The sequence below is a fragment of the Paraburkholderia sp. BL27I4N3 genome (assembly GCF_003386115.1).
Taxonomy (GTDB): domain Bacteria; phylum Pseudomonadota; class Gammaproteobacteria; order Burkholderiales; family Burkholderiaceae; genus Paraburkholderia.
In genome coordinates this window covers 6,336,644-6,348,672 of the sequence record NZ_QREJ01000001.1, presented here as the reverse complement: position 1 = coordinate 6,348,672, position 12,029 = coordinate 6,336,644, and the positions used below count along the sequence as shown (strand labels likewise).

Below are 12,029 nucleotides of genomic sequence, written 5' to 3'. Positions count from 1 at the left end.
CATGACATGAATCTGCGGGTGCACTGGCCCACCGCCTACGTTAGCGTGAGTCCGGCCTGGCGACCTCGATGGATCGCGCTGGGGAGTCCGGTTCCGGCGACAGGAGAACCGTTTCCACAGTCCCTCGGCCGACTGCCGCCAGACGCAGGTCACAGGCGGCCTCGGATCCTCTTCGCTCCATCTGGCATCGCCTTCAATCATGGCTCCTCGTCTGCTATTTATTCCGCTCCTTCGCGCTTGGTATGCCGTGCTGTCCGTTGCTCAGCCATTGCTCGCCTCGCCAGCATGCCCAACGTGTGGATCTCCTTTTCAACGTCGGGGGTCCACGGACGGCCATAGTTAAGCCGGATGTGACGGCGAAATTCGTGGCCGCATGAAAAGATTGCACCGGGCGCTATCGCGATTTCGTGCGCTTCCGCCATCTCGAACAACTGCAATGCCTCGACTCCTTCTGGAAGTTCCACCCATAGAAAGAATCCGCCCGGCGGCCGGACCACTAATGTCCCTTTGGGGAAGTACCTGACGACCGCGTCCACCATCCGGCTCTGAAGGGACGCCAGTTCGCGGCGCAGTTTGCGTAGAAGCCGGTCGTAGTCCGCATGCTCGAGGTAGTCGGCAATTGCGCATTGTGCGGGCACGGATGCCGGGGCCATCGTCAGCCAACGCGCGTGCTCAACTCTCGCCGCGTATCTTCCCGCCGCTACCCAACCGAGGCGCAGTCCAGGCGCAAGGCTCTTCGAAAACGAACCGCAGTGCAGCACGAGACCGTTAGAATCGAAGCGCTTTGCCGGATAGGCTGGCGCCAAGCCAAAATGCAGTTCGCGAAATACGTCGTCCTCAATGAGCGGCACGCCATGTTTTGCCAGCAACCTTACGAGCGCCTCCTTCCGTTCATCGGAGAGCGTCGCGCCGGTAGGCTGATGCAGCGTCGTCATAAACCAGCAAGCCCGCACCGGATACTGCCGCAACGCCTCCGCTAATACGCCGAGGTCGAGTCCATAATGTGGATCGACAGGGATTTCCACGGCCTTCAGATGCAGGCGCTGAACCGCATCTTGTACACCATGGAAAGCGGGCCGTTCTATTGCGATGGTGTCGCCAGGCCGCGTCAGTACCTGCAGACAGAGTACCAGTGCATCGAGCGCGCCACTCGTCACAACCACCTCGTCGATTGGAACGGTAACACCTGTGACAACGTAGCGCAGGGCGATCTGGCGACGCAGATCTGCTTCCGCCTTTCCCGCCGACAAGGTATTCCGGGAACTCGCCATCCTCTGGGTTGCCGCAGTTAACGAGCGCGAGATCCGGCCAAGCGGGAACAGTTGGGCACTTGGCTCCGAAGAGCCAAGGCCGGGATGCGCGCATCGACGTTGAGCCTTAATGAAGCGGACAATCAGGCTGTCGCCATCAGCCTTATCAATACTGCGCTTTGAAACAATCGCTTGAGATTTCATCGCCGCAGGCCGACTTGCGACGAAATAACCCGACCGAGGTCTTGCGACGATCAGGCCTCGTCGTTCGAGAGTGTAGTAAGCCTGGAAAACGGTTGAAGGGCTCACACGGTACGAAGTGCTCGCCTGGCGCACCGACGGGAGCCGCACACCGGGTTCAAGCGTACCGTTCGCAATCAGGTTTTCGAACTCCGTCGCCAGTTGGAGATAGCGCTTCATTATTATGTCACGCTAATTAAATAGAGCTGTTCCAGCTTGCTCCGGTTGCAGGTGAACGCCTCATTTAGAAATTTCGAACCCGCCAGCCGAGCACGGTTGCGGCTCCCGCTGGCTTTGAGGACGGAGCGTTGGCGGCCTCCAGAAATACCTTCAGCCGGCTGGCGCCGAGTGCACGGCTATAGAAGAACCCTTGACCAAACTCGGCACGGCTCGCCCGCGCGACGTTGTGATGCGCCGAGTTTTCAATGCCTTCGACCACGACCACGGCGCCGATCTCATGGCCCATGCTCGTCAACGCATTGAGCTGTCTGGAGCGCTCATCGGGATCCATTCCCAGCACGTCCCTGTCAATCTTCACCATCTCAAAGGTCATGTCTGCCGGCAGTTCAAGTCCGACGTCAGTGGGACGCACGGCCGACAGGGCAAAACGTATTCCTTTATCACGCGCCTGCGCCATCATCGGGATGAGACGTTTTTTGAACTTCCTCGCGCTGCCTGCTCCGATCTTTAGTATTAGCGGTGGAAGACCGAGGGAGCCAATGTCGCCCAGGTCTGCAATGAAGGCGGAACTTACCAGGTAAGAAGCGGGAGCGGTAACGCCGAGGTAGAGCGATTTCGGAGCGCCGATTTCCCGCAGCTCCTGAGCGGCACGCGACAGGACGAATCGCGTCATCGGTCCGATCAAACTACTGTTATCAATGAACTCCATATAGTGAGCCGGGCCCAACGCGCCGTACTTCTGGTTGTCCCATCGCAACAACGCTTCGACGCCGACGCACCTGGCGCGCCTCACGCCAACGACGGGTTGGTACTCAACATGGAACTCGCCGCGACGCAGGCCTGCACGCGCAGCACGCAGCAGCGACTTGTCGTGGCGAAACCACCTTTTGAGGGCCCAACCGACAACAACGACCAGGACGGCCACCAGGAGCGGCCACAATGTAAAGTCCAATATGGTCGATACTGAAATATGCTGCGTAGCAGGGCTCGCCAAAGGCTGCACCAAGTCGAGTGTGTCGGTGCTGCTCGAAGGCGAGATCGCTCGCGTTTCACAACCCGTACCCGATGAGCAATCCGGGGGCGACATCGTTAGTCCTTCCGGCGACTGCTCCGACCGGTCGGCCCGCGAAGCGATACCGGCCACCGCGTTAGAGGCCAGAAAGCCGCCTCGCACTGCCGCAGCGTGGTCGCGGGTTTGCCACGGCAGGTCCCTAAGCAGCGCCATAACGTTCGGTGCCGATCTGGTGCTTGCAGCAGCGGTGCCGATGGCATCGGCACGCATGTCGTCCAGGGAATCGCAAGTGTTAGTCAGCAAGGGCATCGGGCCTGCGTCCGGTCCCGCAAGTGCTGCGGGAGCAACGGGCAACTGCGCAATGAACGCGCAGGCTGAGCCGAAGCGAACCGGGGGCGCTGGTGGACCAGCCAGCCAGTCCGTCAATTGTTTCCAGACGTCGCGTTCAAACGTAAGAATGCGACTGGAACCGGTACTGGCCGGACCTGCAAGAGCGAGCGAGGTGCCTGCGCAGATGACCAGGACGCCTGCCAACCCTTGTCTTGAGGCACGACGGAGCGCGATGAAGGCGCTGCGCCTGATAGTTGATGCCGGGAACCCCAATGCCATTGATTTATCGCTAAGAGAATTAGGCTTGAAAATCGTTGTCGATCGGACCGCTACGCGTACGCGAAACATCGAAGCAAGTGGAACCGGTCTGCGCGCACTTTGCCAGCGTGTGTGCGTCCGCAATAGAAGCAGATTGCGAAAGAAAGGCCGTATCAGATCGAAAAGTAGCTATCTTTTAACTGTGGGTGTATGTGCTAGCGGGGCGGGTCCGATGTCCGCGGTGGTGTTTTCTGTGAGGAGCACAAGTTGAAACGGTACGAGCGGTTAGCCGACCAACTCAGCGAGCTCATCAAGCGCGGTGATCTGCCACCCGGCGCGCGTATTCCTTCGGTTCGCGCCGCGTGCAAGGCATGGGGCGTGAGCCCCGCGACGGTATTTCGCGCCTACTACCTGCTCGAAAATAGGGGCATGGTCAAGGCGCGCCCGCGTTCCGGCTATTTCGTGTCGTCGATTTCCAGAGAATCACCGCGTCAAAGCGCCGAAACCTCGCTGGGTACCGACCCGAAGACCGTCAACATCGCCGACCTCGTCTTCGAGGTCCTCAAGACGATCAGGCAGCCCGACACTGTCCCATTTGGTTCAGCGTTCCTGAGCCCTGCGCTGTTTCCAATGGCGCGCGTCGGAAAGTCGTGCGCGACTGTCAATCGCTCAACGCACCTGGCCAGCATGGTTGACGGACTGCCGCCGGGGTACGAAGGATTGCGCCAGCAGATTTCGTCGCGTTACCTGATTGCAGGGATGACGGTGCCAGTCGACGAGATCATCATTACGAGCGGTGCACTCGAAGCCCTGACGCTAAGCGCCCAGTTGCTCGCCGCTCCAGGCGATGTGATCGTGATCGAAAAGCCGACGTTCTATGCGGCGCTGCAAGCTATCGAGCGTCTGAGACTTAACGTAGTGGAGATTCCCGTTGACCCGGTGGAGGGGCATGATCTGGATGCGCTCGCGCGTGCGCTGCAGCAACATCCGGTTCGCGCCTGCTGGTTCATGACCTCGTTCCACAATCCGACCGGGGTGACACTGGACGATTCCAGGAAGCAGGCGCTGGTTGATCTGCTCGCCAGACACGACATACCGCTCATCGAGGATGACGTCTACAACGAGCTGCACTTTGGCCCGGACCCGGTGCGTCCGGCCAAATTCTTCGACCGGAAAGGTCTTGTCATCCATTGTGGATCGTTCGCGAAATGTCTTGCGCCCGGATATCGTATCGGCTGGGCGGCAGCCGGAAGGTTCGCGGGTGGGCTGGAACGTGCCAAATGGATGACCAGTCTATCGGCCAGCATGCCGGCGCAGCGCGCGATCGCCGACTATCTGGAGCATGGCGGCTATGAACGTTTCCTGCACAAACTGCGTCGCGAGTTGGCCCTTCAGCAGTCGCAGATGCTCGACGCGATCAGCCGGTATTTCCCGGCCAATACGATGGCGACAAGGTCTGACGGCGGCTATTTCACATGGGTGGCGCTACCGGATCACGTAGACTCGATACAGCTCTTCCAGGCTGCCCTCAATAGTGGCATCAGCGTCGCACCGGGAGCTATCTTCTCTGCGGATGGCGCCTTCCGACACCGTGTGCGTCTGAACTATGGATACCCGTGGTCGGCACGGCTCGATAAGGCGGTCGCGACACTAGGCGCCCTGTGCGCCGATGAATCGCGATGCGGCGCAAAGCTGGCCGGTCCGGTTCAGCACGCATGAGACGGGCGTTGATCTCAACCCGGCACGCCGATCCGTGAATCGTGAAGCTCATGCACGACTATACGCGCCTTGCCCGCGACCTTCGCACGATACATTGCGGCATCCGCCGCGCGTAACAAGGCTTCCCCGCTCAATGAAGCTGCCTGGCCGCGCAGCAGCATGCCAATACTGGCCGATAACTGGATGACCTCCGCCCCAATCGTTACGGGCTGGCTCAGTGTCAGCAGGATTGCACGTGCAATTCTCTCCAGTGCAGCCCGATCGATTGCAGGGCCGGTCAGCAGCACCGTGAACTCATCCCCGGCATGCCGCGCGACCAGATCCCCGCCACGCACGCAGCGGCTGATCCGGCGCGCGGTTTCAACCAGTACTTCGTCGCCGCACTGATGCCCGTATGTATCATTCACGGCCTTGAAGCCGTCCAGGTCGATAAACATGATGGCAGCCACACCGTCGCCACCTGCTGCGCACGCCTCATCCAGCCTCTCGAGGAACGAGCGTCTGTTAGGCAGGCCGGTCAGCGCGTCGTGGAACGCCTGATGCCGCAGGCGATCGAGCAACGCCGTTCGTTCGGTCACATCCTGCACCAGCAGGTAGTACCCGTCGGCAGACGGATCGTGCACGCGACGCGGCACCAGCACACCACGCAGGACACGTTGACTCCCGTTAAGCGTCGCCCCAACCTCGTACTCGACCCTTTCGCCGCTGAGCACGCGCTGGACGTACGGCTCGATGGCCCTGCGACTGCCTGAGCGATAGTCGAGGTTTCCCGGCGATGGCCTTGATCCGGCCATCGCGGCGACAACGGGGGTTGATCAGGGCCGGCGCGCGTGGACGCGCCGGCAATGCCTATGGCTCCCCATGCCGCTTAGTAGACGAACGGCATCGATAGGCGATCGGTTTGTATAACCGCTAGCCGAAGCGTGCCGTGAAGCAACTTGTCGCATGGATCACTGGCGTGCGATGTCCCGTCCGCCGCCGACCGACTGGGCACCTTATCAGCACACGGTTACTGTGGCCGATCCGCGGTACAAGGCGTTTTATGGCGGGTTGTTGCCTGTCATGCAATGTACAAGTCGGGACGTCATCGGACAGGCACCGTCAGATCCTGCGAAGGCTGCTCAACCATGCAAGTGGCGAAAGACGGCACCCCACCCCGAACGGCCATTTAAACGGACCGTAAGCGGTCATCCATCGAGCAATGAACCGGTCAAGGATATTCGAGAAATTGGTCACTGGAGAATCAACCCCGCACAAAGATTACGCACCTATCGGCGTGCCAGCGTCCCGCGATAGCCGGCAAACGCAGCAAGAGGCAATTCGGTCGCTGGGTTGAACGGCTGCCATGCAACGTCGGGGGCATTTTCGAGCACTGAACCAACGTGTGGTGCACCCAGCGCGATGCTCAAAGACGGAAATGTCCAGTTCCAACTGGCTGGGTGCTGGTCCAGCCGATGCACGCTGGCCGGCACCAGTCCGTCGTCGCGTCTGGCTGCCCAGTCCGTGACCTGGCCTGCATAATCGCGCCACACGTCGGTGCCGGCCAGATCGACGGCTAATGGTGCAATGGACACCACAGCGAACCACAGTGCTGCGCCGAACGTGACTTTGCGCGCTTCGCCCCCCCATACACTGAGGGCAATGAGCGGTGGCAACCATAGCAGCGTCAGCACGCGCGAGTCGAAGCTGATGTGGGCATTAAAGAGATCGAACCGTTCGCGCCAGCATAGATAACTGATCGCGACCAGCACCGTACCCAGCGCTGCACGTGCTTTGGGTTTTCGCAGCCCGATAACAAAGCACAACGCTGCGAGCATGCTCGCGCCGAGTACCGGGTTCTGCCCCGTGTGCTGGATCCCGTGCAGGAAGGCACCCCGGTTGGCCAGATCACGTGGATAAATGATCCAGTACGCCGCGATGGCAGCACCAAGCGCCCATAGCGCAATACATAGGCCTAGCAGACTGAGTGTCACGTAACGTTGCTGCCGAACAAGAGCAGTCAGGTGCGCGCGTGAACGGGTTAGCAGGATCAATCCGAAGAGCGCAAGTGTGACCGCTTGGGTTTCGTACATGCGCGTGAGCAGCACAGATAGTGCGACTGGCAGCAGCCACGCGGTCGCTGAAAACCGGCCCGGCTGCAACAAGTACGCGAGCATGGGCCACGCGAGCGGTAACAGAAACTGACTTTCGCCGATCAACAGAAAGTCGTTCGGAAGTGTAATTGACAGCATGCCGAACAGAAAGGCAGGTAGCAGCGCGACGGGCGCACCTTTTTTTACCTGCATGCGCACAATCAGATAGGCGAATATGAACGGCAACAGATAGCCGAGGCCGAAAATGAAGCGCAGCAGTGTGGCATTCTCCAGGCCGCAGTGAAGCGCAAGCACTATCGGCCATTGGCCTAGGTCGTACGAAAACTGTCGCGACCACGCGATATGGCTCACATCGCGTGAGCGCAGGATTTCAATGAAGAACGATGCTCCATCGGCAGAGAACGGTTTGTTCGACAGGACTGACCATACCAGCGTTATGAGGATCGCCGCGGCGAGACAGTCGATCGGCAGCAGCGGCGAATAACGGGACTTTGGGTGCAGGTTGGGTGAGGCTAAGGTCACGCGGATAGTTTTTATAGGAGTGAGTCGGGTATGGGGGGCTTTGTCGACATCTGTGAACATCGACATTGACATGAAAAAGTCCCACCCATTTCTGGTAAAACGACGGATCCGCTACAGCTCAGCGTAATCGGGCCAAGGATGGATCATACAAGGCGCTCCCTCAGATCGCCAACGTGCTCGGCAGAGTGTCCATTTGGTTGCCGATGAACTCGTACACTTCGGATTGTCGGCAATCCGGGCGGAGATGTCGAAGACCCGTTTCTGGCCGCGTGCCGCCTCATGCAATGGGCAGAATGGCATCCAGCTCGCCAGGGTGACGCTCCATGTATTTCGGGAGCATGCACGAGCATACCGACACCGCACGATCAGGCGCTGGCGTTTCGACTTTGCGTCGTGGACAAAGAAGGCGTCGTGACCATATCCGTCGCGGTGCGCAAAGGGATCGGACATTCTTTGTTTCAGGTGAATTCCGTTTCCGCGTCCGCCTGTGCATCGCGCAAATAGGCCAGCAGGTTGCTGCGCAGCAGCCACGGGGTTCTGACGCCATGAGGCGGCTCTTCACGCACCCTCGAATCCGCATGGTTCACTGCGCCGTCGCCAACGTGTCGCTTTTGGTGTGTTGAGCGTGTTTTCTGGTCTTGTGCAATCGTGCCGGATGTTCCGGCGGGAGCCCCAAATTGGACGCGATCTGCAGCCCAACAACCTGACGCCTGATTTGCGAGAGCTTCTTGCGCGCGTCCTGATCTTCGGCCTTCAGGTTCTTGACCTGCTCTGCGGCCTGCGCTTGCTGTGTGGCGATTTCGTCTCGCTGCGTCTGAGCGATCTGGGCGTCCGCCTGTAGCTGTTGTGCCTTGATTTGCGCCTGCTGGATCAACCGCTGGGTCGCTACTTCCTGCGCTGCCAGCTCAGCGCTCCTCTCTTGCGCGGCGGCCAGGCGTTCGGCCTGCGCCACAAAGTCGGCGTATATTGCATCAGCCCGTTTCTTGTTCTGCGTTGTGATTACCCGCCAGTAAGTATTTTGCTGCGAAATCGCGACATAGTAGGCTAGATCGCGACCGAAAAATGACAGCGTCGCGCTGTAGTTGCCAGCCACAGTCGAGCGAAGCGGCGTCACTCGTCCCTGTTGGACAAGTTGGGTGAGTGTCGAAATGTCACCGCCCGTTTGCTCGCTAGCCGATGCGGCCGTCGCGGACAGATTTGCGGGAGCTGAGCCGACTGACTGCCCTAACGGCACCTGTACAGTCGCATCGGAAGCGCCCGAAACAGCTGCGGCCTCGTTAGCATGGGCGCCGGACAGCATCTGGACTGCGGTTAACGCCAATGTCAATGCGGTGAAGCGGAGCGATTTGGTTCGTGTGTGTCGCATGGCCGTGTATTGATTCAGAGAAATACGCTAAAGAAAATTCTGGGCGATGTGTGTTGGTGCGCCCGCTACGCAAAGAAGTGAGAATCGAGCGTATCGATCGCGAGCCCGGTGCCGCGAATAACGCACGTCATCGGTTGTTCAGCGACCGCCACGGGCAGTCCCGTTTCCTCGCGCAGGCGTTGATCGAGGCCTCTCAGCATGGCGCTCCCGCCGGTCAGCATGAACCCGCGATCGGCGATGTCGGCTGCAAGCTCCGGCGGGGTGCTCTCCAGAACGCGTCTTAGCAGTGACACGATTTGATCGAGCGGCTCGATGAACGCTTCATATACCTCTTGGCTCGATAGTGTCATGGAGCGCGGGACGCCTTCGGCCAGGCTGCGGCCGATCACGCCCGTAAAAAGATCGTCCTTGGGTGGAAGTGCGCCGCCGATCTCCAGCTTGACTCGTTGCGCGGTGTGCTCGCCGATCAGCAAACCGTGCGTGCGGCGAACGTAGTTGACGATGGCCTGGTCAAGCGTGTCACCTCCCACGCGGGCGGATGCCCCGCGCACGACGCTGCCGAGCGCAATGACGCCGATCTCAGTCGTGCCGGCGCCAACGTCGACGACCATGCAACCCGTCGCTTCGGAGATGGCGAGTCCGGCGCCGAGGGCTGCGGCCAGCGGCCTCGCGAACAACGCAACGTGGGACGCACCGGCACCGTGCACCGCTTCCTTAAAGGCGCGGCGCTCCACCTGGGTCGCGCCGCCCGGGACGGTGACGGTGATTCGTGCCGCGTTCGTCAGCCGTCGGCCTTTGCGAGCGTGACGCACGAATTGCCGGATCATCTGCTCGCTTGCCGGGAAGTTCGAGATGACGCCGCCCCGGATTGGCGTGATGGCTTCGATGTTCTGCGGCAGCCTGCCGAGCATTCTCCTGGCTTCGTCACCCACGGACACTGTCGGACGCCCGCCCGCTCTTAACGAGTCGCGTCCATGAGTACACAGCACAGATGCTTGACTCAGGACCAGGCCGGCCCCGGAGATATGAATTCGCGTGTTTGCCGTTCCTACGTCGAGGGCAAGTTCCGCTGGGCGGAAGCGCAACAAGCGCCCTATCGACATGAAAAGTGCGTAGCTGTAAGCCGATCATCCATTCTTGACTTCGCCGATGAGTTGTTATGTGGTTATGTGTGCGTACGCAACCATTTTCCAATGAAACGAAAATCTTGCGTCAACGTCGTAGTTATCGGCCAAGGTTCACAATTCTTTAATTTGCACGAAGGCTCAACGCATCGAAAACCTCTCAAACTGGATGTGTTTTTTGAAGATTGTCGACGCTTCACGAGACACACTAGAGTGACCGATTATGGCCGAACTGAGACCGACGACTGACAGCGGCTGTCGAATCAAGTCCAGACTTCTACACATGCAAGCACAGTTGCCGATGCCCGAGTCGGCGTCGTGACATGGCGGCATAACCTGATCAAGCTACGACTGAGAATTGCGCTGGCTGTCTTCGATCCTCGCCTCGCGTCTCCAATCGAGTTCCGACCAGGCCAAGATTGCGCACCCGACGACTGACCAGAACAGCGGCTCTCCCTGGATCGGGGAAATCGGCCAACCAAGAAGTTCCGCGCCTTTCAGTAAAAGCTCCGGTAGAGAAATAACGCCGAGTATTCTGATCAGCGTCCGTAGCGTCGTTTTCTTCACTGACTACTCCCTGGATACGGTCGATTTGCTTTGGAGTCGATCATGCACTCGCGTGCCAAGGTGCGGCCGGTCTTGATGGACACCTTCGTTGCCAGTCTCAGCGAGCCGTTTTACGTCCGAAGCGAACACCGCTGCGCTCAGGTCGCGCATCATCTGGCGTGCCTGCTCCGGCGCCAGCCGGAAGCCGTGTTCGCCAGCGGCGATAGAACCGTCCGATACCCCTTCTGCGGACAGGCGCATTGCGATATGCGCGCTCGTCGAGTCAATCTGCCAGTCGTGGACCGGTACGTGCGAAGAAGCGTGGGCGTCTTCCGCCACCGGCGTGAGGTTCGTTGCGTCTGACATGTTTGTCCGGGAGCGATGACGGCGGCTATTCGGCGCCCTCGGCACGCCGGGCCAGATCGGCAGTGCGCTGCAGCTCGAGTTCCAGCAGTGCCAGATTCAGTCCGGAAATCAGCTCGTGGGCCTGGTCTGGCGTCAGCTGAACTTCGTGCTGTCTGAGGTCGCTTATGAGAGAACCTGAAAGCGCCCGGCCGGAAAGATGAACGGAGGCCTGCTCGCTCGTTGATTCGGCGTGAACCTTCCAGCGCCCTACGGGGATAAGTAATGGTGGCATCATGCGTTCTCCCGCATGCCGTGGGCGGGTGCCTGTAGCGTCTGATTCATATTCGTCCAAGCGCCTCCTCAATGCGGTCGAAGATGGCACGCTGCTGCGGATCGTCCAGGGATAGACTCTCCTGAATGGTTTTCAGGGTGCCGATGAGGATCCAGTTCGTCTTCCATAGCGCTAGCATGTGTGCCTCGTAGTCAAGCGACTGGCTCCGATTGATGCTGTGCATATCGTGCATGAGGTGGAGTGGTTAAAGACGACAGTGGTTGTTGCGGAGAACTTTGCCGGGTTATCCAGGTTGGCCTGCAACTTCTCGTCCCGCAGCGCTTCGACGGTCCGTCAGCCTCGCGTGTCTCATTCGGCCTTGGCTTTGGGCTTGCGTGGCGAACGTGGCTTCTTCTCGGGGGCTCGCACCTCGGATGCACTACCCTTGACGGCAGTCACTAGCGCGTTGCTGTAGGCATTGCGGGCGGTCTGAGCAATAGCCAGTCGCTGCTGCAGGCGGGCGATTTCGACATCGACGACCTGGATGTTCTGGACCTGCGCGTGGGCTTCTGCGGACAGCTTGGCGGTGGCGTAGTTCGTGCCGTTCAGGGTGATGTATTCGGGTAAAGACATGGAATTACTCGGAAAAGGGTGTTTTCATGTAAGCGAAAAACCCCCGCTGCCTTTTGAGTAGCGGGGGTTTGATTCAGCCAAGCGGCTAGAGGACGGTCAAGAACGCGTGGAACGCTTGACCTGACCTCTACCTGACTTTA

Annotated in this window: 13 protein-coding genes; 1 reads left to right on the top strand and 12 read right to left on the bottom strand. The window is 59.7% G+C overall.

Annotated features, from left to right (window positions below):
- Positions 1-218: 218 nt before the first annotated feature.
- Positions 219-1,670: a PLP-dependent aminotransferase family protein gene (locus B0G71_RS28840; RefSeq protein ID WP_116146047.1), complete on the bottom strand. Its 1,452-nt coding sequence runs from the start codon at positions 1,668-1,670 to the stop codon at positions 219-221.
- Positions 1,671-1,734: 64 nt separating this feature from the next.
- Entirely contained in the window at positions 1,735-2,991 is a 1,257-nt protein-coding gene (locus B0G71_RS28835; protein WP_258875685.1) for an EAL domain-containing protein, read from the bottom strand.
- A 546-nt stretch (positions 2,992-3,537) separates the two neighbouring features.
- Here B0G71_RS28835 and B0G71_RS28830 point away from each other — a divergent pair.
- On the top strand, positions 3,538-4,989 hold the full coding sequence (locus tag B0G71_RS28830) for a PLP-dependent aminotransferase family protein (protein WP_116146044.1): 1,452 nt from the start codon (positions 3,538-3,540) through the stop codon (positions 4,987-4,989).
- Between the two features lie 14 nt (positions 4,990-5,003).
- Here the strand turns inward: B0G71_RS28830 and B0G71_RS28825 are convergent, their stop codons facing one another.
- The 10 genes from B0G71_RS28825 to B0G71_RS28785 form a co-directional block, all read right to left on the bottom strand.
- A complete protein-coding gene (locus B0G71_RS28825) occupies positions 5,004-5,783 on the bottom strand; it encodes a sensor domain-containing diguanylate cyclase (RefSeq protein ID WP_404935412.1) in 780 nt (259 codons plus the stop codon).
- Between the two features lie 474 nt (positions 5,784-6,257).
- The gene (locus B0G71_RS28820; RefSeq protein WP_147308716.1) at positions 6,258-7,676 is read right to left on the bottom strand and encodes a hypothetical protein; all 1,419 of its coding nucleotides are present in this window, start codon (positions 7,674-7,676) and stop codon (positions 6,258-6,260) included.
- A 386-nt stretch (positions 7,677-8,062) separates the two neighbouring features.
- Positions 8,063-8,191, bottom strand: a complete 129-nt coding sequence (locus tag B0G71_RS42135; RefSeq protein WP_258875683.1) for a hypothetical protein — start codon at positions 8,189-8,191, stop codon at positions 8,063-8,065.
- Positions 8,188-8,904 carry a DUF2968 domain-containing protein gene (locus B0G71_RS28815; protein ID WP_158608189.1) on the bottom strand — a complete coding sequence of 239 codons (717 nt, stop codon included), beginning with the start codon at positions 8,902-8,904 and terminating at the stop codon, positions 8,188-8,190. The genes B0G71_RS42135 and B0G71_RS28815 overlap by 4 nt, the downstream gene beginning before the upstream one ends.
- Before the next feature lie 131 nt (positions 8,905-9,035).
- The gene (locus B0G71_RS28810) at positions 9,036-10,073 is read right to left on the bottom strand and encodes a rod shape-determining protein (protein WP_181916839.1); all 1,038 of its coding nucleotides are present in this window, start codon (positions 10,071-10,073) and stop codon (positions 9,036-9,038) included.
- Between the two features lie 366 nt (positions 10,074-10,439).
- Positions 10,440-10,661, bottom strand: coding sequence for a hypothetical protein (locus tag B0G71_RS41505; RefSeq protein ID WP_116146039.1), 222 nt, complete (start codon positions 10,659-10,661; stop codon positions 10,440-10,442).
- 3 nt (positions 10,662-10,664) lie between these two features.
- Positions 10,665-11,006, bottom strand: a complete 342-nt coding sequence (locus tag B0G71_RS28800) for a hypothetical protein (protein ID WP_116146037.1) — start codon at positions 11,004-11,006, stop codon at positions 10,665-10,667.
- 25 nt (positions 11,007-11,031) lie between these two features.
- Complete coding sequence (locus B0G71_RS28795) at positions 11,032-11,280, bottom strand: hypothetical protein (protein ID WP_116146036.1); 249 nt, start codon at positions 11,278-11,280, stop codon at positions 11,032-11,034.
- Positions 11,281-11,323: 43 nt separating this feature from the next.
- Entirely contained in the window at positions 11,324-11,455 is a 132-nt protein-coding gene (locus tag B0G71_RS42130; protein ID WP_258875682.1) for a hypothetical protein, read from the bottom strand.
- Positions 11,456-11,625: 170 nt separating this feature from the next.
- Positions 11,626-11,889: a DUF6447 family protein gene (locus tag B0G71_RS28785; RefSeq protein WP_116146033.1), complete on the bottom strand. Its 264-nt coding sequence runs from the start codon at positions 11,887-11,889 to the stop codon at positions 11,626-11,628.
- Positions 11,890-12,029 lie beyond the last annotated feature (140 nt).